The organism is Virgibacillus ndiopensis, assembly GCF_900187325.1.
Lineage (GTDB): Bacteria > Bacillota > Bacilli > Bacillales > Amphibacillaceae > Virgibacillus_E > Virgibacillus_E ndiopensis.
Genome location: NZ_FZMZ01000006.1, coordinates 911,315 through 935,624, shown reverse-complemented (window position 1 = coordinate 935,624; position 24,310 = coordinate 911,315). Strand labels below are relative to the sequence as shown.

Genomic DNA, 24,310 nt, shown 5'->3' with positions numbered 1-24,310 from the left:
ACTCCTTATTCTTCCTTTGTTGCAGCAGCAGATTCAGTTGTCTGCTCCTCCTGGACAAGCTGTTTATCATATAGCCGGAAAAATGGATAATAGATAGCCATCGCCATCAATATATTGACAATCATTAACACGCCGCCACGCCAATCACCCGTTGTAAAGATTCCTGAAAATGGTGGCGGCGTTGTCCATGGAACAATAATATATGGCTTACCTACAAGGCCAATTGACATAGCAAAGTACGTTACGGTTCCAACCACTAAAGGAGCAAGAATAAAAGGTACAACTAAAAGAGGATTCATGACCACTGGCGCCCCAAAAATGGTTGGTTCACTGATGTTAAATATACTAGCCCAAATTGATCCTCTACCTAAGCCTTTTAAATGTTTGGAACGAGCCCGCCAAACAAACAAAATCGTTAATGCAAAGGCCATACCCGAGCCACCAACAGCCCACCATATTGCCATAAATGGTTGGCCGATAATATGTGGTAAAGCCTCTCCAGCCTGATGTGCAGACACGTTTTCATCGGTTAAACTGTACCAAATTGGCGCCATTACACTTGCAACAACCGAAATTCCATGGATACCGAATGACCAAAGTAAATGGATAAGTAAAATTGCTACTAATGCTCCCCACAGACTTCCACCAACCATTTGTAACGGTTCACGTAAAACGGCAGCAACTACTCCGTGTAACGATAAGTCAAATGAGGCTTTTAATATCAGGTCTACACCCCAAACGATAAAAATAATAGCAGCACCCGGAATTAATGCGGTAAAGGCGCGCCAAACAGATGGCGGAACACCATCAGGCATTCGAATAACTATATTTCTTTTTTCAAAAAAACGATAAACCTCTACAGTAAATATCGCTAGAATAATAGCAATAAATAATCCTTCGCTCCCCATTAAATTTAATGGAATATTACCGTCTTCCGTAAGAGGCGTAGCAACAAAAAATGCAGCGATACTTAATACACCGGCCGATAATCCATCCATTTGATAACTTTTAGCAAGGTTATAAGCAATCGCAAATACAGCTATTAAACCCAACAGCCCAAATGTTGCATTAACTGGAATACTTAATGATGCTGCATATGGTTTCATAAATTCAGCCCACGCTTTTACAGGTGGTGAAGATATGATCAAAAAGATACTTCCAATAATCAATAAAGGCATTGTTGCTATAATCCCATCCCGAACTGCCTTTAAATGGCGCTGTTCTGCCAATTTACCGGCAACAGGCATGAAATAACGTTCCATGAAAGCATTAAATCCATTCATTGTATTACCTTCCTTCTTTTAAGATTAATTCATTAATTTCAGTGCTTGATCCAGCACTTTTTCCCCATCCAAAATTCCGTAGGCTTTCATATCAATAATAGCCATCGGCGTGTTTGCTGCATCGGCTTTTGCAAATAATTCGTTCTTTTTGTAGCGTATTTGCGGTCCTAACAGAATAACATCAGCCGTTTTCAACTGTTCTTCCAAATCATCAACAGAATGTGCCTCAATTTCCGCTTCAATAGATTTAGCGCTAGCAGCTTTTTTCATCTTTTCAACTAGTAAGCTTGTACTCATCCCAAGCGCACACAATAATGTAATTTTCATAGGTTGATCTCCCCTTTGGATTATATATTTATTTCAGAAGTGAACTGAGGTAAATACGGTTGATTAACCACTAACATTTCATCCAAAATGCTTTTTGCCTTGTCAACGGATGGAATCAGAGGATGTAATATTAGTGCCTGCAGCGCGACTCCTCTATTTCCAGTAACAGCAGCCTCAACAGTCAACTCTTCATATGCTTTTACATGTTGCAGCAACCCTCTAATTTGTGGTGAGACGCTTCCTACTTGAAGTGGCGTAATTTGATGATTTTCAACCACGCAATTGACTTCAATACAAACATCATTAGGTAAACATGGTATTGTCCCATTATTTTTTACATTTAATGTATGTGTTTTCTTTGAATCTAAATGGATGGATTTAATTAATTCAATTGCTGCTTCTGAATAATACGCGCCACCTCTTTGCTCTAAGGCTTTCGGTTTTTCCTGTACATCAGGATTTTGATAGATTGCAAATAATTCTTTTTCAACCTGTTGAACCTGGTCTGCTCGCGTTTCATTTCTGCGATATTCTTCACGTTGTTTTTCAAGGATCTGATCCGTTTGATAATAATATTTATGATAGCCACACGGTATTGCTTGAAGTGACTGAAGAAATTCTAAATCCCAGCCGAATGAAGGGATATTTTTTGCCTCGTAACTAGCTGATTTTCCGGTTAAAATATCTTCCATTCTAGATTGACCCTTAATGTACAGTCCTGTTATCCAAATAAGGTGGTTGATTCCAACAAAGTTAATACTTACATCGTTCATTGGCACTTGATATGTTTTAGCAAATTTTTTATAAAAATTGATTGGATTATTACATAAGCCGATTACGTTAACCTTACTGTGTTTGAAAATTGCTTCGGTTATGATGCCGGCTGGATTGGTAAAATTTAAAAGCCAGGCGTTTGGTGCAAGTGCTTCAATATCCTTACATATATCCAGCATTATTGGAATTGTCCGCAATGCTTTCATAAACCCACCAGCCCCAGTAGTTTCCTGACCAACAACGCCATGCTTAATCGAGATATATTCATCATTTCTTCTCATTTTCAATTGTCCAACTCTTATTTGCGTAATAATATACGTAGCGTCTCTAATTGCTTCTTGTCGATCCAGCGTTGCAACAATTTTAATAGAGCAATTGGCTTTTTCGATCATTCTTCTTGATAAACCTTCAATTATCGCTAGTTTCTCCTGACCATCTTCTATATCCACCAGCCATATTTCCGATACCTGCAATACTTCTTGATTATTAATTATCCCCTCCACTAATTCGGGCGTATAAGAGGACCCCCCTCCTATTACAACTAATTTAAGCGGTTTCATCGTTTTCCATCCTTTCACTTGATGTATATCCCCATCTTATTATGTAAACGCATCCATTAGTAGAGGATCATTTTCCGTTAGCAACGGCAAAAAACTGATTGTAGAAAAACAAAAAGGCAAAAGGAATCGTGTCATTTCCTTTGCCCTTTAAGCTCTTCGTATTACGTTCCTAAATTGTTCAAATGACTTACATTGTAAAAGTTTGAGAAGAAGATTTCTGTTATCGATAAGCTTAACCAATGTCTGAAACATGGGCTTTAAATCATCCTTTTTAGCTTTATTCGTATTAAGGAGAAAAATAATTTGAACGGGTTTATCTCCCCATTGTATAGGCTTATTTAACGAAACAATCGACCAAAACGTAGCATTTGTTTTCGGTTCAAGTGGATGTGGAATCGCTACTAGATTACCAAAGCTCGTTGGGGCGTAACGCTCCCTTTCCAAAACAGATTTAACATAATCATCCCCAGCCCTGCCATCTTTCACTAGACGATCCCCTAAAAATGTAATTACTTCCTCATAGGTTTCAAAATCCTGGTTTAAAAAAGTATCCTGCTCATGCATATATTGTTCCATAATGGATATGTCTTTCATCATGATCGTTTGAATTTTGTTTACATCATTATCACCAAGTACGGTGCTTATTTGTATAACCGGAACAGGTAACGCCTGTTTAATCGGTATCGTGCTGACAATGAAATCAACATTATGTAAAGCATTAGCGTTCAAGTTATAGTATTCCGTCGTTCCAACAATATCTAGATCATTACCAAATTTGTCTGTTAGTTTATACAATAATAACTGTGCACTACCCAATCCTGAGGCGCAGACAATCAGACAACGCTTTGTATGATTGGAATGTTTCTTTCGCCTTTCCTGTGCCACTTCTATATGAAGGGCTACGTAACCTATTTCATTTTCATCAATTTTAATAGCCATTTTTTCATAAAGCACATCAACCATAACTAACGCCGCTTCAAAGGAAAGTGGGTAATTTGTTTTTATCTCCTCTAACATTGGATTCCTTATATTCATTTGATATTTATACCGATTGATGGCGGGCATTAAATGCAAGCATAAAGCCAATAATAATTCCTCATCATCGGAAAGTTTGAAATGATAGGTTTCGTCTATTTTGTTTACCATTTCTGTTACTAACGTATATATTTTCGGATCGATAATTGATGGGACTTTTTCCTGCGTGTGATTTGAATTTACTAACTTTGTTCCTTGTAAATGAATTGCAAGATACGCCACTTCCTTGTCAGAAAAGTTGACCCCTAGTCCCGACTCAACATCCTGTACAATTTCCTTTGCTACTGCGAACTCCTTTTTATCTTTCATATCACGTAATTCGTCCTGTACAATTTCAACTGAATTCGATTCTCTAATTCGTTTACACGCTATGGCAAGATGCGTGATTAAATTTTGCAGGCTCATATCTGAAATAATGATATTGTGCTTTCGCATCTTTGACAAAATACTAGTTTTAATGATTTCTAAATCCTTTTGCGCCAAGATGGAAATCCAGTCAGGATTATCTTCTATCAAGACACTTTTCTGATTAAAAATGTATTCGGAGATGCAAAACCGAATCTGTGTCTCATTTCCAATAACCTTAATCCCATAATTTGGCTTCTGATCAAGTGATAAGCTATAGTTTTCAAGTATTTCACGAACTATTTTTAAATCACTTTTTAATGTGGAGCGACTAATATATAGCTCCTCTGTAAGGTCCTCCATCTTTATATAGTCTGATTGTAATAAAAGTTTTTCCATTAAAAAATGAACTCTGGTCTCAGGTTCACTAGGAATTACGCCTCTTGCTTCCTCTAGGTGCTCCTGTATAAATTGGGTTAGTTTCTCATCATCCATAATCTTAAGTTGGTATCCTTTGCCTCGATAAGAGTCAATTTGTAAATCCCTTTGCTGCAACAAGCGATTTAATTCTTTTATATCATTTCTTACTGTTTTAGAACTCACATACAAATGCGTTGATAACTCTTCACTAGTCATGGGATCATTCGATTTCATCAGCAACTGTATAATTTCTTTCCATCTAGCATTCATCGAACCACCCCTTTTGTTAGAATATTAACTATATTCTACCACGAATCGGGACAGAGGGACAGGTCCATTGTCCCGCTCCAAGATTAGGGTGGTGGGACAAGGGTCAGGTCCATCGTCCTAAAAAAATCGGGACAGGGGGTCTGACCCCCTGTCCCGATGATTATGCTGCTTCGGATTTGTTTTTGTTTGTGTTTGCGCTTGTTTTCCATCCGATTAGGAATAGTACGAACAAGATTACTAAGATTACAATAGATGAGAAGACATTTGATTCGATAAAACGTACTAGATTTCCAAGTACTATACCAACGACACCAAAGTCGGCATCTCCAAATGTTGTTCCTTCAAATCCTAACGATCCAAGAACAGGTAACAACAATGCCGGTAGGAAACTAATCAAAACACCGTTAGCCATGGATCCAAATATCGCACCTTTTCTTCCACCAGTTGCGTTACCAAACACACCCGCTGCTGCTCCGGTAAAGAAGTGTGGTACGAGACCAGGAACGATAACTTTAAGTCCAAGGATAGGTAATAGAAACATACTGACTAGACCTGCAATAAAGCTGAATAAAAACCCAATTATTACAGCATTACCAGCAAACGGAAAAATTGCCGGGCAATCTAATGCAGGTTTTGCATTTGGAACAATTTTATCTGCAATCCCTTTAAACGCAGGGACAATTTCTCCCAATAGCATTCGTACACCCGCCAGAATAATGTACACACCTGCAGCGAAAGTTAAACCTTGCATAAATGCAAATACTAAGAAGTTTTGTCCGCCACTTAATTCTGATTCTATAAATGAGGCACCGGCAAATCCAGCAACTACGAAAAAGAGAATAGCCATTGTTAATGAAACCGCTACTGATGTATCACGTAAAAATCCTAATGATTTCGGAACCTTAAGCTCTTCCGTTGATTTCGAATTTTTTCCAACTGCTTTTCCAACCATAGCTGATACGAAATAGCCTGCAGAACCAAAATGACCTACAGCAAAATCATCTGAACCAGTCACTTTTCGTGTGAACGGCTGTAGCATAGCTGGTGATAATATCATCAAAGAACCGAGAATAATAGAACCAATAATAATTAATGCAGCTCCAGTGATGCCTCCAGTTGTTAAAATTACTGCAATCATACAAGCCATAAACATTGTATGATGACCCGTTAAAAAGATGTACTTAAATGGGGTGAACCTCGCCAAAATAATATTTACAATCATACCAAACAACATAATCATTGCTGTTTCTGTTCCGAACGACTCTTGCGCTAAAGCAACAATTGCTTCATTGTTCGGGATAACACCATCAACTGAAAACGCCTCGTTAAACATGCTGCTAAATTGACCAAGCGCTTGAACAATTACATCTGCCCCAGCATTTAAAATAACAAACCCCATAATCGTTTTTAATGTTCCAGATACAACATCTGCAGTATTCTTTCTTTGTACAAGGAGACCTACCAAAGCAAACAATCCAACTAAAATTGCCGGAGTCCCCAATATATCCTTCATAACTAAATCAATCATCTGTACCCCTCCATCACATTAAATAGATTAAATGTTGTTCTCTAAAGCCTCACGTAATTCCTGTTTGTCCATTAAATTTTTGAGCTTTACAACATTTTTCTGACCATCTTCTAAATTACCTACGATATCTTCGGATCCCAAATACAAATCGGCAACCTCTGATTTTGCAGTAGATAAATCTGTGTGGGATACCTCTGCCTCTTTACCCAAATCCTTTAAGATTGAATTCACATTCATTTCAACTATCATGCTGCTCCCTAATCCATTTCCACATACTACTAATACCTTTTTCATGTCAAATACCTCCAAATATAATTAAAATTTATTGATTAAATCAAGCACTTCTTTTCGACTTGTTGAATCGATTAAATGTTGAACATTTTCTTCATTAGATAACATTTCCGTAAGCTGGGATAATGCCTTTAAATGTGTCTGATTATCAATCGCCGCCAGTACAATAATCAATCGTACACGATGCTTTTCCTTGTCTGAAAAATGAACAGGATCTTTTAAGCGCAATAAACTCATTCCCAAACGTTGCACACCCGCTTCTGGCCGTGCATGAGGAAGTGCAATATTTGGCGCAATTACAACATAAGGTCCAAGTTCATTTACATTATCAATCATTGCTTGGACATATTCTTGCGTAATACTGTGCTGCGATAACAATGGCTGCGCTGCGACGCTAATTGCCTCCTCCCAATTCGAGACATGATCTTCTAGTTGAATGGTGCTTTCAGTTAGTAATTCATTCAGCATCGGTTTATTAAGCTCCTTTATCTGATGTCTTTGCTCTATGTCCATTTTGGAAATGGCTTCTTTTAAGTTGTGCCGATCGTGAATGGTTGCATAGTTTTCAATCACTTGTAAAATGTGTTCCACTTCGTTTATCTCTTGATTTTCCCGCTTAAACAAATCATTTACGGTTTGCAAAATTTGTTCTTTATCCACATTTGATAAAATGGCCGGAACATGAATGACCGGTATTTCTTTTTCTTTTATATAATTGGTAGAAAAAATGACATCGACCCCGACACGCTTTGCGTTAAACTCTCGCATCGATTGAATCGCAACCACATCCAAACCAGCTATTAAACTCTCAAGCTGTGTCTTCAGCATGTTTGAGGTACCAATACCATTCTCACAAACAATCAGTGCCTTATACTTGAGATCTACTTGCTTGTTCTCTTTTTTTAACCAGCCTCCAAAATGCAAAGCAATATATGCCGTTTCTTCGTCTGGTACAGATTTTCCAACATAATATTCAAGATGCACAATGACTCGCTTCGTAAAATGAAAAATTTCCGGATAATTTTCTTTAATACTAGACACTAAATGCTTGGACATTTTCACATTGTATTTTAAGCGGTAATATGTCGGCTTGATATGTGATATTAGATTGTTTTCTAACCCTTCTCTATCATCAAAAATGACACAGGCATCTGTTTGAAAATCAGCTATCATGCGCTGAACTACTTTTCGCAGGCCAGATTTTTCTCGTTTTGAATAATAGCTGAAATCATCACGATGTACCTTTAAACCGAGTAGATTCATAGTCAAAAAGCAAATTTCATCCGGAGGAATCGCCACATGGAAAAGATCAGACAACCTTCCCGTTATTAGCTGGGCAGCTTTAAAATGTTCCGTCTCCCTCAAGACGTTCTTTTCTTCAGAATCGACCTTAACAAACTGCTTGGAACCTACCCTTTTTATCATTATCAATAATTCAATCGCCAGCATTTCAACCATTTCGTCTGTCAGCATTAAAAACAATTCGTTTTCAGCTTTGTTAATTATTTGAATGATTTTCTCCCGGTCTGGGACATAGCCATTCTTTTCAAAATCTTTTGTTCCCAGCATATTATAGATCTTTTCACGAATAGTCTTCCATTCCGAATCGAGCATGATAATCGAAAATACATTGGATAGCAGCTTACGTTTATTCTCTTCTTCCCCAGTAACTTGATACCCTTTTAACCTGGAATAGTCGAGTGACAACGCATACTCTGAAAGTTTTACTTTAACTTTTTTTAAATCCTTCACGATAGTGCCTCTGCTCATTTGTATACTGGTAGTAAAGGATTCCATCGTTAAGACTGTTTCATCTGTCAGCAGTCTTACAAGGAGCAATAAAATACGTTCACTTTCTGAAAATTGATAGACATATTCATCAGTCAAATTATATTCCTGCAGATTAATCTCGTGTTTTAAGGAATCTGGCAACCATAATCCCTGACCGTGAATATTTTGTATAGCATCGAGCTTTTCAGAAGCAAGCCAATCGTTAATTTGGTCCAAGTCATAATAAATCGTACGCTGGGAAACACCAAGCTTTTCAGTTAACTGCTTAGCATGTATCGGCTTTGTTGATTGCAATAAAACGGATAATAAGTGTGCACGCCTTTTATCCAAAATCACTGAAGTATCCTCCCTAGAAGCAAAAAAGTTTGCAATACTAAACTTCTAAAAGACTTAATAGTAACTATGAAAATAGTATAAGCTTTCGCAACTAATAATGTAAGGGGTTTCTCTAACCATATTTTGTAATAGCCAAACTTTGCAAAATTGCACAGATGGACAAGGGAAGCGGTGGGACAGGGGGTCTGGGGGACAGAGGGTCTGACCCCTTGTCCCTTCCAACACGGTACTGATATAATCATTACAACATCCTAGAAATAAAGGGGCTATTAAATTTGATTGAAGTTTACACAGATGGGGCATCAAGTGGCAATCCTGGAGTTAGTGGTGCTGGGGTTTATGTAAAGGCAAACGGAAAAATATATGAATATGCTTTTCCATTGGGGATGCTTTCCAATCATGAAGCTGAATTTCATGCAGTTATTAAGGCGTTGGAGATTTGTAAGAAAAACTTCCCTGGAGAAATACTGTCATTTCGATCAGACTCAAGGGTAGTCGTAGATGTGATTGTCAAAGATTTCACGAAGAACCAAACATTTCTTCCCTTATTCGAAAAAATCAAGATGGAAGCAAGCAACTTTCCACACTTCTTCATTAAATGGATACCCGAAAAGAAAAACAATCATGCAGACCAATTAGCAAGAAAAGCACTTCGCATGTATTAGCGAGATAGGGGTGGGACAAGGGGTCTGACCCCTTGTCCCATGCCCCCCTGTCCCACTCCCCTTTATTCAATCACTTTTCTTTCGATTGTGTTCCGCTCAACTTCTTCTAAATTTACATCAAATCCAATCCCTGGTTTTTCCGGTACAAGCAGCTCTCCCTGCTCAACCACCACTTCTGGTTCAATCAAATCTTTCTCCCAATATCTTGAGGAAGAAGCTGTATCACCTGGTAGGTTAAAATTGGCTAATGATGTAATGGCAATATTATGTGCACGACCTATCCCTGATTCAAGCATCCCACCACACCATAGCGGTATATTCTCCTTCTCACATAAATCATGAATTTTTTTAGCTTGAGTAAGCCCTCCAACTCTACCAACCTTCATATTAATTATGTTGACGCTTCCCAATTCAATAGCTTGTCTCGCATTTTCATAAGAATGAATACTTTCGTCGAGACATATTGGAGTTTCTATCTCCTTTTGTAATGTAGCATGGTCAATTAAATCTCCGGCAGTTAAAGGCTGTTCAATCATCATTAAATTAAATTGATCCATGGCCTTTAATACCTTTATATCTTTTAATGTATAAGCTGAATTTGCATCTGCCATTAAAGGTATATCTGGAAAGTTTGCTCGTATCTCTCGTAACACATCAATATCCTTACCAGGTTTTATCTTCACTTTAATTCGTTTATAGCCTTCATCCACCTTTCCCTTAATTGACTCTAATAAGCTATCTATATTTTCTTCAATACCAAGACTTATCCCAACTTGTATTTTTGACTTCACTCCACCTAACGTTTTTGCAAGTGGTTCACCTTTTGACTTAGCATACAAGTCCCATACTGCCGCCTCAAGTGCTGATTTTGCCATATTGTTACGTTTGTACGCATGAAACAATTCCTGTAAATCATCTGGATGATCAATTTCTTTTTTTACAACTGCAGGAACCAGAAATTTCTCCAGCATATACCAGCTTGATTGCGTAAATTCCTCACTGTATAGCGGTCTCTCCGAGGTTACGCACTCCCCCCAACCCGATAATCCTTGTTCATCAATAGCTTCAACTAACAAAAATAATCGATCTTGCTCTGTTCCAAAACTAGTTGTAAAGGGATTCCGCATCCGCATGTTTATTTTATACAATTTAACTTTTTCAATTTTCATAGAATAAATTCCTCCTTCTTAAATTGGTCCCCAACCTATAATTACTGCTATCGTTAAATACACTGCACCGATTGCAAACCAAATCAGTACTAATGGTAAAATATACTTAATCCATTTCGTCCAAGGTATCCCAGCAATCGCCAGGTTAGCCATTAAAATACCGGAAATCGGTGTAATTACATTCGTAAACCCATCTCCCATTTTGTATGCCTGCACTGCCACCTGACGAGAAATGTCCATAATATCCGCAAGTGGTGTCATAATAGGCATTACAATTGCTGCTTGTCCGCTACCCGATGAAACGATCAAATTAAATACCCCATTTGCAATAAACATTACAATTGCACCTAATACACTGGAAAATGGCTCCATTACAGTTGCCATACCATGTACTACTGTATCAAGAATCTGTCCATCTTCTAAAAGAACTACGATAGATCTGGCCATTCCAATAATTAATGCGCCGTAAACAAGACCTTTACAACCATTAAAAAATTCCTCAACCAGTTTATTCGGAGTTATTTTCGCAATAATAGCTGTTCCAATCGCTATTACAATAAACATCGCTGCCATTTCATTTAACGACCAGCCAAATTGAAAAACACCAAATATATAAATAGCAATACCAACTGCTAACCAAGAAATAACCAATTTATGTGTTCCTGTTAATTCAGTTGGAGCAGTATCAACACTTTTTTCATCATACTTCGGAAACCTATTTGCTCCTAATACACTCTTCTCTGGGTTTTTCTTAATTTTATTGGAATACCACCATATATACAGAATGGTTGATAGGAGCACTGTTATATAAATAAGGATTCGAAACCCTATCCCAGAGAACAGCGGAACCTGGGCAATCTGTTGTGCCATCCCAGTCGTTAACGGGTCAAGAAAAGCAGTATTAAAACCTGCATACGCACCAAGATAAATAATAGATACCCCAACTACTGCATCAAGCTTCATTGAACGAGCTAAGATTATCCCAATAGGAATAAAGGCTATTACCGCATTTACGATAATTCCTAATGCACCGAATATAGAAAATAACGTACATACAATAATGATCAATAAATATTCCTTATTTTTGGTCTTATTTATTGTTTTCATAATTAAAGCATCGATGGCACCAGTATGTTCAATTACCGCAAATGCCCCGCCGATTATTAATACAAGGAATATTAGTCCTGCTGAATCAATCATCCCCTGTTGAATAGCACGAAAAAGTTCAATAAAACTTGCCGGTTGCTGTTCTGTTGCGTGATAACTGTCAGGAACTACAGTTGTAATTCCATCCGTCGTTTCTCTATCGAAGCTTCCAGCAGGTATAAAATAAGTTGCAACTGCGGCCAAGAATAAAATAGCAAACAATATTACATATGCATCCGGCAATCCTATTTTCTTCTTGTTTTCCTTTTGCGGTTTCTGTTCTTCAGTCATATTTCCCCTCCTATTTAATAAAAAATTCTAAATATTAATAACTTGCATTTAATTATAATGAAGTATATAATTTATTTCAATATTAAATATTGTAAAAACTTCAAAAAAGGTGAGACAATGACGCAAGATTATTTAACAAAAACAAAAGAAAATTTTCCAACGTTAACAAAAGGATTAAAGAAGGTTGCAGATCATTTAATTTCTGAGCCTGTGATATTTGCAATACATCCTGCAAAAAAAGTAGGAAATATCATTGGGGTTAGTGAAACAATGGTCATCCGATTCTGTAATACGATTGGCTATAGCGGATATAGCCCACTTCAAAAAGAAGTTAGAAAACATCTTTTAGATTTAAATCATAATTCGTCTGAAGAGTTAAATATGGAAAGTTATCAGGATAATGGTTATGCGGAAAGTATGATCAAGGATGTTACGACCATAAAAAACAATATAGAAAAAATCGAAGTTGAAAATATGGATGCTGTTGTGAAGACGATAATTGAGAGTGAAAGAATCGTCATTGCTGGATACTATCACTCCTTTACTTTTGCACACTGGCTATACTTTAACTTGAATTACATCACAGGGAATGCTGCTTTGTATCGGCCCGAAACCGATGCTGGTTTACTTGATTTGTTACCAGAAAAATCTAGTATAGTTGTTTTCTCCTTTTATCGTTATGCTCTCGATACGTTACGACTTGCCGAGGAAGCAAGAAATAAAGGGATAAAAGTAGTTACCATAACAGATTCGAGAGTAGCACCTGTAACCGAATTTGCAGATATCGTTGTCCCTATAAACATGGTGAATAAAGGTTTATTTGACAAAGGTCCCGTCACATTATCAGTTATTAACGCTATGTTACATGAAATAATACAGCGAGTTGAAGAAAGAGAAAAAATACAGGAGACTTACAAATATTTTATAAAGGATGGCGAGGATTAAATGAGCACTCCAATTGAGCAAAAAGTAAAAGACACATTTCAGTACTTGCATAACCACGCGGAAATAAGCTGGGAGGAAATTGAAACAACTAACTATATTAAAAGAATATTAGATAATATCGGTTGCAATGTTATCACTTTTGATGATTGTACAGGAGTTATAGGAGAATATGGAAATTTTAATCGTAACTTACCAGTTGTAGGAATACGAGCAGATATAGACGCACTATGGCAAGAAGTTAATGGAGAATTTCAGGCAAACCATTCTTGTGGACATGATGCGCATATGTCGATGGTATTAGGTGTTCTATGGACTTTAGAACAGTACCCTGAACTAAAAAACAACGTTGCTATCAAATTCATTTTTCAACCTGCCGAAGAGAAAGGGGCGGGTGCATTAAAAATGGTTGAAAAGCAAGTTGTGGATAATGTCGACTATTTGTTTGGTGTACATTTAAGACCTCATCAAGAAACGAAAATGGGACGCGCAACACCAGTGATCGTACATGGAGCCACAAAAACAGTCAATGTTGACATCAAAGGGCACGACGCACATGGCGCACGACCACATTTAAACCATAATGCGATTGAAATAGGCGCAGAGATTGTAAACATGCTTAGTAAAATCCATTTAGATCCACGAGTTCCCTACTCGGTTAAAATGACAAACTTTCATGCTGGAGGAAAGAGCGCCAACATTATCCCAGGAAACGCTTCTTTTTCATTAGATCTCAGAGCACAGAATAACACACTAATGGACGAACTTGAAAAAGCGGTTTATAGTATCTTTGACTCTATTAAGGATCTATATCAAATAGATTATCAAGTAAGTTCGTACGGTATTGCAGCCGCCAAAACAAATGAAGAAGCTATCCGTATTATGGAAAAGGCCATAGGAGCTACTTTAGGAGAGGACAAAATAGATAAACCATTGGTTACTCCAGGAGGCGACGACTTTCACTTTTATACAATTAAAAGACCCGCACTAAAAGCTACCATGCTAGGATTAGGATGTGATTTAAAACCAGGGTTACACCACCCGGAAATGACATTTAATGACGAAGCTTTGATTGATGGAGTAAACATATTATTCAGAGCCATATTAAACACATACGGCATTTAGCGAAACAGGGGACTGGGACAGGGGGGCAGACCCTCTGTCCCAGTTACTTTTTCAATACTATGAGCTGATCACCCACGTCGAGAGCAAGTTTATTTCGAAGGGACACAAAAGTAATAGTGTCATTCTTTTTCTTGATAAATAATGGTGTAACATCTTCAGGTAGCTTGTCCTTTGAAATCGTATCCTTTTCAGTGATTTCAATTGATTCCAATGTATATTCTGTATTAATTTTCCGATTTAATTCAGTAAACACAGCATCCTCATTAAAAAGCATGTGTGCCTTTAATGATTTCGGCAGTCCTCCTTCTTTTATCCGATGATTGGAGGAAACTGGAAGTGAGAAGGTGTTGTTATACCCAAACTCTGGTGCAAATGATTGAGCAACAAGCCCATTATAAGAAGCATCTCCAGTCATTGCCAAAATGGTCTCATATGGTGTCAGATCCACTTCAAACTGTGCATGTTCTGACAAAATTTCTCCCTTGTACGTAGGAATTCCTTTTTCAATCGCCGGAAATAAACGACCACTAGAAGAATCAGCAATAAGTACTGGTGTACCCATTTTTTTCAAATGAATAGCTAGTGCAATTGAGAAGCTACTTGCACCAACAATTAGTACTCCAGGCGGTTCATCGTTCGCAAGTTTAAGTTTTTTTGCTAATGGACCAAGTGAAAAACCATGCACACATACCGTAATAAATACGAGTGCAAACGTTAATGCTGTCAGCAAAGTTGCATCCTCATAGCCATCATCAATCAGGATTGTTGCAAAATAACCAGAAACAGTCAAAGCAACAATTCCCCTAGGTGCAATCCACCCAAGCAATGTTTTCTCGGCATTTGTAAGCTCGGTTCCAATTGTTGTCAACCATATGGATAATGGTCGAACAACAAAGAGCATTACCAACACAAAGCCGATTATTGGTAAGGTAAAAATTTGCGCAATAGTCTCTCTCGTCAATGAAGCTGTAAGTAATATGAATACTGTTGACGTTAAAAGGACAGAAATATTTTCTACAAAATGACTGATATTGCCGATTGATGATACATATTTTTTCGACCAACCTAACGTTAATCCCATCACAGTCACAGTTAGCATGCCTGTTTCATGCATGATCACCTCGGCAATCGTAAAACTAATCAAAACTAACGCTAAGATTATTGGTGACTTTAAATATTCCGGGAAAAGACCCTTGCTCGCCATAATACTTATTACCATTCCGACTACGTAACCAAGAATGACTGCAAGTAACGCACCACCGAAAAAATGAAGCAGATAATTTAATTCCAGTTGTTCGTTCGTCAATACTTTTATAACTTCATACGCGAACAGTGCCAATAGCGGTCCAGCTGGATCAACAATAATCCCTTCCCACTTCAACACAGCTGCAATTCTTGGCTTCAGCTTTGCATTCCTTAATAATGGAATAATAACGGTTGGACCAGTTACAACAAACAACCCTCCGATAATAAAGGAAATCTCCAGGTTTAACCCTGCGACAAAGTGGGCTGCAAGAGATCCAAGAATCCAAGCAAGAAAAGCCCCACCGGTTACAATCCGAAATACAGATTTAGAAATGCCTTTTATCTCACGAATATCAAGGCTTGAGCTCCCCTCGAACAGGATAATAGCTACCGCAAGTGATATAAGTGGACTATAAAGCTCCCCAAGTGCCTCTTGCGGATTAACCAAGCCTAACAACGGTCCGATTAACAATCCCGCAACCGACATAATAACAATAGACGGCCATTGAATCCGCCACGCAAGCCACTGCGAGAAAATCCCAAGACCAAGTATCACAACTATACTAACAAGCGCTAACTCTTCCATTATCTCACCTACTACCGGGACAGAGGGTCAGGTCCCTCGTCCCCAATATAAAGCTAGACCCCACTCAAATGGCCTAGCTTCGTTTTTCTCATATCTTACCATATAAAGGACCGTATTGAAATGCTGGGACATGGGGTCAGTCCCTCCGTCCCGGTCTCGAGGTGGGACAAGGGGTCTGACCCCATGTCCCGCTAAAAATCCTTCAACAATACTCTATCCGGGTCGACTAGGCTCGCAAAGCTCCATGTTTTTCCTTCGTCCTCAGAAGTGAACTTCGCCAGTACTTTACCTCCTAAATAATCCCCATTCGGACCTTGATTAACCAAAAGCGTTCCATGGGTTCCGTTAAAAACAGGTATCTCTGCCACAGTAAATATCCCCTTATACTCCTCAGGTATAGGAATTTTAATCTCTTCCCAGCTATCACCACCATCATCAGTTCGATAAATCTGCGGTCTCGATTGTTGATCTTCTACATTTATTGCTCCAAATGAAATAAAACCTAATTGGTCATTTACAAATCCACCACCCGTGACTAACGAATATTCATCTTTAACCGAGCCTGCCAAGTTCCATGATTTCCCACCATCATTCGTTTTGTAAACCGAATTGCCTTCACTGGACATCGTACGACCACTAGATATAATAAGGTAACCATCTTTTGCCGAGGTAAAACCTAGCTGCCTCATTCGTACACCTATTATTTGATTCGTTACCGTTACCTCATCCCAAGTCTCACCTTGATCTGTAGACAGTAGTAACCGCAATTCCTGATCACCACCGATAACAAAAGCAGTCCTCTCCGGGCTAATGACATAGCTTCCTTCAATCAACTGTCTTTCAGATCCATTATATTCTCCCCCAAATAATTCATCGGTCGTAACCGGTACATTCGTCCAATCAGCTCCATTATTATACATCACCTTTAACGTGTTATTAACAATTTCATAGCGAATCTTATCACTTGGTACCTCAATACTCACTTCCTTTTGATACTCCTCCATACTTTGAACAGGTGGTAGACCGATTTTAATATCTGCCGATGGTTCAATACGTTCAAGTGTGTAGGTACGCTCGCCTTCTTTCTTGACATGCAGCTTCCACACAATACGGTCAACTGACACTTCTTCCAACTGAACCTGGAAAACTACAGCAGCGACAAACTCCTTTTCATCTCCCTCTAGTACATGAAATCTGGTATAAAAAGCATCGGATATTTGACCATTTGCTTCAAGCTCTTCCATCAAATCAAACCATAACCGATAAGCAATTGATTGTAATTTCATATCATACTCCGTTATTTCCGTTGTTATCGGTAAACTATTACTTACGTCTTCCACATCCAGCTCCACTGTCTGCTTCTCATCTGAACTTTCCTTTTCAGTAGTAGGTTGCTCCTGACTACTGTCCAAATCAGCAGGATCCTTATTTGTTTGACCACCACATGCTGTTAACACTAGACAAAATAATATTATTAAAAACCACGATATGTTTTTCATACAAAACACCTTTCTTGGGACAGGGGGACAGGTCCCTTGTCCCAATGATGCGGCAATGAACCAGTTCCATTTCATTTTTCCTAGCATAAACAATTATACTATAAAACCCGTAACAATTTTGTTACGGGTCTCTTCTTTTCATCTCAGGAAGTATAGTCACCTTCCCATTAACATTAGTAGCAGTAACGCTTATTCTCTTAAAATATGGAAGTATCCACTTAAAACTAGTTAAACAACACTACCAACCATCATAATCAGACTCCGAATGTAACGGTAAACGTCAGGAATAGTTTCTATATTAAATGTGACCGATGTTGGATCATTTCGTTTAACAATTGGAAGAATTTCTGCTATATCCGCTTGCCCCGAATGTAAAAATGAAATTTCAACCTCAAACGGACCCTCTATAATCAAAGGATTTATCCTATTCGTATTTTTTATCCCTTCCATAGTTTTTAATTTAATTATTTCGTGCGATCGTTGAATACTTTTATTCTGAGCTGCTGTCCTATTAATAGTATGCTTTACAATTGCCGTTTCTATAGCAGGGATTAATTCAGTTGCCTCCTTACTTAACAAGTCACACCCACTTACCATTACAACAGGGACACCGAAGTAACCTGCTAATCCAGCATTTAATCCAAACTCTCCATATTCATTACCGTTAATCCTTATATTCTGTATAATACGCCCATGAAAAGTATGATTTAAAATACCATTAGTAGCCATTCTAGTATGATACCCAATGAATATAGCGGCATCGAACGTTTCATTCAAGCCCTCAACCATCGCAAACTTTTTTGGCGAACCCGAAATAAGATCTGCATAGGGATTAAGGTGCTCAAGCAAAACATTTCTCATTGTCCCATGTGAGTCATTCACTATAATTTCTGAAGCACCAACTTCTAAAGCCCCTTCTATACAAGCATTAATTTCTTGCGTCATATACATTCTAGCTTTTTCGTGTTCTTTCCCATCTCGAGCGGTATGTTCTGAATGAATTACTCCCGAAACCCCTTCTATATCAGCAGAAATATATAGTCTCAGCTTAAATCACTCCAACTAAATAATATTATGTTTAAACATTAATCCCAGTTTTGTAGAATTCTCTTAGAAATTCTTCTCCCTGCCGCGAAATTGTTGAGCCAGCTCTACCTTGTCTCACTATTATGAGACCCAAATCTTGAAGTACTTCTAGCCTCATTCTTAATTGCTGCTCTGAAAGAATTAATCCTTTTTTCTCCAAATGAACTTTTAATGCCTTCCTGCCATAAGATACACGTTCTTTTTTACCCTCATAAAAAGCATTTAATATTTTTATGTTTTCATCTAAAAATCCATGTTTTTCAATCTCAACAATAATTTTATTCACTTTATTATTAACTTCAAAAACATTAAATTTTTGTTGATTATAGTTAGAACGGAGGTGAAAAGGTAACGATTCAATACCAATATGATCCCCATTCAAAAACGCCAGATAGGTTATCACATTATAAAGATGCTTTACATTATTATCCCAATTGTATTCTTCAAAGAATGTAATAACCTCATTTGTAAATTCAATATTATTTCGTTTAATTCTCTTTTTAACATTATGAATCAAAGGTAAAAGATCTTCCTTCCGTTCAGATAAAGCCGGTATTTTAAGTGAATATTTAGTTAATAAGTTATAAAGATCATGACGAAATAATTCTTTTTCAACAAGCTCTTTACAACTTTTTGAGTTTGTGGTAATTACTCTACACTGCAATGGAAGTAGCTCATTTCCTGACAAACGTAAAAACTTTCCTTTTTCAAGAACGTGATAAAGTTGTTTCTGTATGGATAAAGGTAGTTCTCCAATCTCTTCTATACAAACAGTTCCATTTTCAGCAAGTTCAAATAGTCCATAGGAAATTTCCCCACCTTCCTCTGAACCAAACAATAACTTCTCGATTGTAAAATCACTTGAAGAACAATTTATAGAAATAAATGACCGTTCAGCATTAGTGGAATAGTTATGGATCGCTTGCGCAAACATACTTTTCCCTGTTCCCGGCTCTCCTTCTATATGGATATGTATAGCATGACTATCCTTTGCATAGCGCTTAGCACGCTCAACTGCTTTCTTCATTAATTCACTTACGGAAATAATATCGTCAAAATAATATTGCGCTACATTTCTTATATCTTTATTGCTTTGTATCTCCTCTTTGTTACGACCTGATAGTGAGACGCATGCTTTAAAGTAACGTTTAACAATTTGCGACATTGGATAATTTATATCTAGTAAATGAACGATCTTCTCAAATGTACTAATATCTAATAATCTAGGACCAATATCAATAACATTCGTTAACCCCCTTGGTAGAAGATGACGCTCACCAGGTGTAACGATATAATTAATTGACTGCGGTATATGATCTTCAGGTGTATACGCTATATAGTTATGCTCAAAAATGGTTTCACGAAGAGATTGAACCGTTTCCTTCGCGTTAATTTTATTATCATTAACTACCAAGATTTCTTGGTTAGGTGGGAGATTTAATAATTCTTTCGTATTCATAAAATTTATATCACGTTTTGCAACAATACACGGACAATCTTTTGGAATAAGTTGCGTTATTAATCCCTTAATTTGACTACTTGAAATAACAACTATATCCCCATATTCAACCGTATCACTTTGCAGATCCTTTACTGTTATCGGATGAACATTTATTGTATCGCCAAGAACCTCTTTTATTTGCTTTGTGATAATATCTAAATACCTTTCTTGAATTGCAATTATATTTACCTTTCTATCTTTCATTTCCTACAGCTCCTGAAATCTTTCGTGTATTTCTAACTCATATAAGATGACAAGACACAGAATGTCCTTCACCGATTTCACGTAATTTTGGCACTTTTTCTTTACAAATATCTGTTGCGAGAGGACAACGCGTATGGAAGGTACAGCCGCTTGGTGGATTAGCTGGACTTGGAATATCACCACTTAAAATAATCCGTTCACGTTTTAATTTAGGATCAGGAATCGGCACCGCTGACAACAATGCTTTTGTATATGGATGTTGCCCATTCTTGTACAACGTTTTTTTATCCGCAATTTCTACGATTTTCCCTAGGTACATAACACCAACCCGGTCACTAATATGTTCCACTACACTCAAGTCGTGCGCAATAAAGAGATAAGTTAAATTAAATGACTTCTGAAGATCCTTAAGTAGATTCAAAATTTGTGATTGAATGGAAACATCTAGAGCTGAAACAGGCTCATCAGCTATAATCAATTTCGGATTAATCGCTAATGCCCGTGCAATTCCAATCCGTTGCCGTTGTCCCCCGCTGAATTGATGCGGATATCGATCTGCATGATAGGCGTTTAAGCCTACGATTTCCAATAATTCTGTAACGCGATTCATTCGTTCTTCTTTGTTAAAGCCATGTATAATTAACGGTTCATTAATTATATCTCGTATCTTCATTCGAGGATTCAAGGAAGCATAAGGATCTTGAAATATCATCTGAAAATTTTTACGGGTATTACGAATTTGGTTATCATTTAAACCACTTATTTGATTGCCCTCGAAATAAATCTGTCCCTCAGTTAGCTCTAGTAAACTCATAATTAAACGACCAGTAGTAGACTTTCCACATCCACTTTCTCCAACCAACCCTAGTGTCTCACCTTTATTTATTGCAAATGATACATCATCAACAGCCTTAACAAAAGAATTCTTCCTTCCAAGTACTCCTTTTTTAACTGGGAAATACTTTTTTATATTTTTTAATTCAACTAAAGGGGTTGCCATCCTTACACCTCCAATGCTTTCTCTTGATCTTGATACAACCAGCATCTGCAAGCATGTTTGTCATTAGTTTCCAACAAGACTGGATCTTTTTTCCAACAAATATCCATCGCAAACTCACATCGTGGAGCAAACTTACATCCTGATGGCATATTAGTAGGTATCGGTACATTACCAGGAATAGAGTCTAACTTCTCAACATCTTGGCCTAACTTTGGTACAGAGCCGATTAATCCTTTTGTATATGGATGTTTAGGATTTTCAAATAATGTATATACATCTGATTCCTCTACAACCTCTCCCGCATACATCACAACTACTCGATCACACATCTCGGCCACAACCCCTAAATCATGTGTGATAAGCATAATCGATGTATTGCTTTCATTACGTAATTGTTGCATTAATTCTAGAATTTGTGCCTGTATGGTCACATCTAATGCTGTAGTCGGTTCGTCAGCAATTAAAAGTTTAGGATTACAAGCCATCGCCATTGCAATCATCACACGTTGGCGCATCCCTCCCGACAATTGATGAGGATACTCATTCATAACCTCATTCGCCCGTGGAAGTCCTACTAAATTCAACATGTTAACCGCATGTATTCGTGCTTTTTTCTTATCATAACGTAAATGTAGTTTAATTGCTTCTTCAAGTTGTTTTCCAATCTTGTATACCGGATTTAATGACGTCATTGGTTCTTGAAAAATCATTGCAATATCATTACCACGAATCATACGCATTTCTTTTTCACTGAGATTTAGTAGACTTTTACCTTCAAACTTGATTGAACCATCGACAATTTCACCTGGAGTATCTTGTAACAGTCGCATCACGGACAAAGATGTAACACTCTTCCCGCAACCTGACTCTCCAACAACTCCTACTGTTTCTCCTTTATTAACCGTTATCGTTACACCATCAACAGCTTTTACAACACCTTCGTCTCCATAGAAATATGTCTTCAAGTCTTCAATTTCTAACATTTTTTCAGTCACATTGAAATCTCCCTTCTTAACAATCTAATCCTTTATTTTTGGATCAAGCGTATCTCGTAATCCATCACCCAGAAGGTTGAACGCTAACACTGTCAAAAAAATGGCAAGACCTGGATAAAATGTTACGTGAGGACTTGTACTTAAATAGTCCCTTCCATTACTCAGCATTGCCCCCCACTCTGGAGTTGGCGGTTGGGCACCTAGGCCAAGAAAGCTTAAACTTGCCGCAGTTAAAATTGCCGTTCCGATTCGCATTGTAAAATTAACAATAATACTTGATGCTGTTCCTGGAAAAATATGCTTCCATATAAGCCTTCTATTTTTCGCACCAATTGACTTTGTTGCCTCAACATAAACGGTTGCTTTAACAGAAAGGGCACTACCACGGACAATTCGAGCAAAATTCGGTATATTAAAGATCGAAATTGCAATGATTACATTCCCAAGACCAGGACCCAATATCGCAATGATGCCAATGGCTAACAATATTCCAGGAAAAGCAAATAACACATCACAAATTCGCATGATGAAGCTATCCACCCATTTTCCGTAAAATGCACTAACCAACCCCAGAATAGTACCTACAACAGCACCCAATAGTACCGATATGGTGCCTACGAATAATGAGATTCTCGTTCCAATAATAATTCGACTAAAAATATCCCTTCCAAAGGCATCTGTTCCTGCTAAATGATCCCACGAGGAACCTTGCAGTACATTAACGTAATCGGGTTCTTCAGCTGAATATGGTGCGATTGCAGGACCAAAAATCGTAATAATTACCAACAGTAGTACGAAAATACCAGACACCATTGCGAGTCGTTGTTTTTTAAATTTCTTCCAAAACTCTGTGATTGGTGAACTTTTCTTTACATTCTCTGAACCTTTCGATAGTTCAGTTGCTATTTCCGCCGTTTGAGGATTAGCCATGATATAAAAACCTCCTTTTCTTAGTCATATCTAATTTGCGGATTAAGAAAACCATAGATTAGGTCTACAATTAGATTTATTAGGATAAACTCTAACGCAAATAACAGCATTTCAGCTTGAATTACGGGATAATCACGAAAGGCAACAGAATCAATCAATAATCTTCCAAGACCTGGCCAGCTAAATACAGTCTCAATAACAATTGAACCACCTAATAAAAATCCAAATTGCAATCCGGTCATCGTTACAACTGGTATCATTGCATTCTTTAGCCCGTGTCCCCAAACAACCTTATGTTCATTTAATCCCTTTGCCCTACCGGTTCTAATATAGTCGTCTTTGAGAATGTCCATAAGTGATGACCTTGAAAATCTAGCAACTACAGCAGCAACTCCTGACCCTAATGTAATTGATGGAAGAACATAACTTTTCCAGGATTCCAACCCACCTACAGGAAGCCAACCTAGTTGAACGGCGAACACTTGAATAAGTAATAGCCCCAACCAAAAAGAAGGCATAGATATACCTGAAACAGCTCCAAACATTCCCAAATAATCCTGCCACTTGTTACGTTTCGTTGCAGATATAACCCCTATCAACAACCCAACTATTACCGCCCATATCATACTCCAAAAGGTTAGCCAAAATGTTGGCATGAACCTGCTTGCAATCTCGTTAAATACCGGTCTGCCTGTCTTAATTGATGATCCAATATCCCCTTGAAAAATGCCAGATATAAAGTTGAAATATTGAATATGTATGGGTTGATCAAGTCCAAGCTCTTGACGGACTACCTCAACATCCTGCAACGTTGCATCTTGACCAGCTACTAATCTTGCTGGATCACCTGGAATAAGATGTACAAATAAAAATATAAAAATAGATACAAGAAATAAAATTGGAATAATACCAATTAATCTTTTAACAACGTATTGAAGCATCTAACCCCTCCCTTATTTGAAAAAG

20 protein-coding genes are annotated in these 24,310 nt (G+C 37.6%); 3 read left to right on the top strand and 17 right to left on the bottom strand.

Going from position 1 to position 24,310, the window contains the following annotated elements; all coding sequences use genetic code 11:
* Positions 1-5 precede the first annotated feature (5 nt).
* The 7 genes from celB to CS937_RS16965 all read right to left on the bottom strand — a co-directional run bounded on the left by celB (position 6) and on the right by CS937_RS16965 (position 8,960).
* On the bottom strand, positions 6-1,283 hold the full coding sequence (gene celB, locus CS937_RS16995; RefSeq protein ID WP_099159661.1) for a PTS cellobiose transporter subunit IIC: 1,278 nt from the start codon (positions 1,281-1,283) through the stop codon (positions 6-8).
* Positions 1,284-1,307: 24 nt separating this feature from the next.
* Positions 1,308-1,610, bottom strand: a complete 303-nt coding sequence (locus CS937_RS16990) for a PTS sugar transporter subunit IIB (RefSeq protein ID WP_099159660.1) — start codon at positions 1,608-1,610, stop codon at positions 1,308-1,310.
* 20 nt (positions 1,611-1,630) lie between these two features.
* Positions 1,631-2,944 carry a 6-phospho-beta-glucosidase gene (locus tag CS937_RS16985; protein WP_099159659.1) on the bottom strand — a complete coding sequence of 438 codons (1,314 nt, stop codon included), beginning with the start codon at positions 2,942-2,944 and terminating at the stop codon, positions 1,631-1,633.
* A 147-nt stretch (positions 2,945-3,091) separates the two neighbouring features.
* A complete protein-coding gene (locus CS937_RS16980) occupies positions 3,092-5,014 on the bottom strand; it encodes a BglG family transcription antiterminator (protein ID WP_099159658.1) in 1,923 nt (640 codons plus the stop codon).
* A 160-nt stretch (positions 5,015-5,174) separates the two neighbouring features.
* Positions 5,175-6,542 carry a PTS ascorbate transporter subunit IIC gene (locus tag CS937_RS16975; protein WP_099159657.1) on the bottom strand — a complete coding sequence of 456 codons (1,368 nt, stop codon included), beginning with the start codon at positions 6,540-6,542 and terminating at the stop codon, positions 5,175-5,177.
* Positions 6,543-6,569: 27 nt separating this feature from the next.
* Positions 6,570-6,836 (bottom strand): PTS sugar transporter subunit IIB, encoded by a 267-nt coding sequence (locus CS937_RS16970; RefSeq protein WP_099159656.1) that lies wholly within the window; start codon positions 6,834-6,836, stop codon positions 6,570-6,572.
* 21 nt (positions 6,837-6,857) lie between these two features.
* Positions 6,858-8,960: a BglG family transcription antiterminator gene (locus tag CS937_RS16965; RefSeq protein WP_099159655.1), complete on the bottom strand. Its 2,103-nt coding sequence runs from the start codon at positions 8,958-8,960 to the stop codon at positions 6,858-6,860.
* Between the two features lie 275 nt (positions 8,961-9,235).
* Here CS937_RS16965 and CS937_RS16955 point away from each other — a divergent pair, with 275 nt between their 5' ends.
* Positions 9,236-9,625: a ribonuclease HI family protein gene (locus CS937_RS16955; RefSeq protein WP_099159653.1), complete on the top strand. Its 390-nt coding sequence runs from the start codon at positions 9,236-9,238 to the stop codon at positions 9,623-9,625.
* Between the two features lie 62 nt (positions 9,626-9,687).
* On the opposite strand, the gene menC is transcribed toward CS937_RS16955, so the two are convergent.
* Positions 9,688-10,794, bottom strand: coding sequence for an o-succinylbenzoate synthase (gene menC / locus CS937_RS16950; RefSeq protein ID WP_099159652.1), 1,107 nt, complete (start codon positions 10,792-10,794; stop codon positions 9,688-9,690).
* A gap of 18 nt (positions 10,795-10,812) precedes the next feature.
* Complete coding sequence (locus CS937_RS16945) at positions 10,813-12,231, bottom strand: YfcC family protein (RefSeq protein WP_099159651.1); 1,419 nt, start codon at positions 12,229-12,231, stop codon at positions 10,813-10,815.
* 117 nt (positions 12,232-12,348) lie between these two features.
* Between CS937_RS16945 and CS937_RS16940 the strand changes: the two genes are divergently transcribed.
* The gene (locus tag CS937_RS16940; RefSeq protein ID WP_099159650.1) at positions 12,349-13,176 is read left to right on the top strand and encodes a MurR/RpiR family transcriptional regulator; all 828 of its coding nucleotides are present in this window, start codon (positions 12,349-12,351) and stop codon (positions 13,174-13,176) included.
* Entirely contained in the window at positions 13,177-14,298 is a 1,122-nt protein-coding gene (locus CS937_RS16935; protein WP_099159649.1) for a M20 peptidase aminoacylase family protein, read from the top strand. It begins immediately after the preceding gene.
* Positions 14,299-14,341: 43 nt separating this feature from the next.
* On the opposite strand, the gene CS937_RS16930 is transcribed toward CS937_RS16935, so the two are convergent.
* The 8 genes from CS937_RS16930 to gsiC form a co-directional block, all read right to left on the bottom strand.
* Entirely contained in the window at positions 14,342-16,129 is a 1,788-nt protein-coding gene (locus CS937_RS16930) for a cation:proton antiporter (RefSeq protein ID WP_099159648.1), read from the bottom strand.
* A 191-nt stretch (positions 16,130-16,320) separates the two neighbouring features.
* Entirely contained in the window at positions 16,321-17,628 is a 1,308-nt protein-coding gene (locus CS937_RS16925; protein ID WP_099159647.1) for a WD40/YVTN/BNR-like repeat-containing protein, read from the bottom strand.
* Between the two features lie 228 nt (positions 17,629-17,856).
* On the bottom strand, positions 17,857-18,630 hold the full coding sequence (locus tag CS937_RS16920; protein WP_245835836.1) for a M55 family metallopeptidase: 774 nt from the start codon (positions 18,628-18,630) through the stop codon (positions 17,857-17,859).
* Positions 18,631-18,706: 76 nt separating this feature from the next.
* Positions 18,707-20,419 carry a sigma 54-interacting transcriptional regulator gene (locus CS937_RS16915; protein ID WP_099159645.1) on the bottom strand — a complete coding sequence of 571 codons (1,713 nt, stop codon included), beginning with the start codon at positions 20,417-20,419 and terminating at the stop codon, positions 18,707-18,709.
* A gap of 37 nt (positions 20,420-20,456) precedes the next feature.
* A complete protein-coding gene (locus CS937_RS16910; protein ID WP_099159644.1) occupies positions 20,457-21,419 on the bottom strand; it encodes an ABC transporter ATP-binding protein in 963 nt (320 codons plus the stop codon).
* A gap of 2 nt (positions 21,420-21,421) precedes the next feature.
* Positions 21,422-22,414 carry an ABC transporter ATP-binding protein gene (locus CS937_RS16905; RefSeq protein ID WP_099159643.1) on the bottom strand — a complete coding sequence of 331 codons (993 nt, stop codon included), beginning with the start codon at positions 22,412-22,414 and terminating at the stop codon, positions 21,422-21,424.
* Between the two features lie 24 nt (positions 22,415-22,438).
* Entirely contained in the window at positions 22,439-23,344 is a 906-nt protein-coding gene (locus tag CS937_RS16900; protein WP_099159642.1) for an ABC transporter permease subunit, read from the bottom strand.
* Between the two features lie 20 nt (positions 23,345-23,364).
* On the bottom strand, positions 23,365-24,285 hold the full coding sequence (gene gsiC, locus CS937_RS16895) for a glutathione ABC transporter permease GsiC (protein ID WP_099159641.1): 921 nt from the start codon (positions 24,283-24,285) through the stop codon (positions 23,365-23,367).
* Between the last annotated feature and the right edge of the window lie 25 nt (positions 24,286-24,310).

Bases quoted from the DNA above. Each gene is read 5' to 3' on its own strand.
- celB (WP_099159661.1), bottom strand. From the start codon at position 1,283: ATGAATGGATTTAATGCTTTCATGGAACGTTATTTCATGCCTGTTGCC.
- CS937_RS16990 (WP_099159660.1), bottom strand. From the start codon at position 1,610: ATGAAAATTACATTATTGTGTGCGCTTGGGATGAGTACAAGCTTACTA.
- CS937_RS16985 (WP_099159659.1), bottom strand. From the start codon at position 2,944: ATGAAACCGCTTAAATTAGTTGTAATAGGAGGGGGGTCCTCTTATACG.
- CS937_RS16980 (WP_099159658.1), bottom strand. From the start codon at position 5,014: ATGAATGCTAGATGGAAAGAAATTATACAGTTGCTGATGAAATCGAAT.
- CS937_RS16975 (WP_099159657.1), bottom strand. From the start codon at position 6,542: ATGATTGATTTAGTTATGAAGGATATATTGGGGACTCCGGCAATTTTA.
- CS937_RS16970 (WP_099159656.1), bottom strand. From the start codon at position 6,836: ATGAAAAAGGTATTAGTAGTATGTGGAAATGGATTAGGGAGCAGCATG.
- menC (WP_099159652.1), bottom strand. From the start codon at position 10,794: ATGAAAATTGAAAAAGTTAAATTGTATAAAATAAACATGCGGATGCGG.
- CS937_RS16945 (WP_099159651.1), bottom strand. From the start codon at position 12,231: ATGACTGAAGAACAGAAACCGCAAAAGGAAAACAAGAAGAAAATAGGA.
- CS937_RS16940 (WP_099159650.1), top strand. From the start codon at position 12,349: ATGACGCAAGATTATTTAACAAAAACAAAAGAAAATTTTCCAACGTTA.
- CS937_RS16935 (WP_099159649.1), top strand. From the start codon at position 13,177: ATGAGCACTCCAATTGAGCAAAAAGTAAAAGACACATTTCAGTACTTG.
- CS937_RS16930 (WP_099159648.1), bottom strand. From the start codon at position 16,129: ATGGAAGAGTTAGCGCTTGTTAGTATAGTTGTGATACTTGGTCTTGGG.
- CS937_RS16925 (WP_099159647.1), bottom strand. From the start codon at position 17,628: ATGAAAAACATATCGTGGTTTTTAATAATATTATTTTGTCTAGTGTTA.
- CS937_RS16915 (WP_099159645.1), bottom strand. From the start codon at position 20,419: ATGAAAGATAGAAAGGTAAATATAATTGCAATTCAAGAAAGGTATTTA.
- CS937_RS16910 (WP_099159644.1), bottom strand. From the start codon at position 21,419: ATGGCAACCCCTTTAGTTGAATTAAAAAATATAAAAAAGTATTTCCCA.
- CS937_RS16900 (WP_099159642.1), bottom strand. From the start codon at position 23,344: ATGGCTAATCCTCAAACGGCGGAAATAGCAACTGAACTATCGAAAGGT.
- gsiC (WP_099159641.1), bottom strand. From the start codon at position 24,285: ATGCTTCAATACGTTGTTAAAAGATTAATTGGTATTATTCCAATTTTA.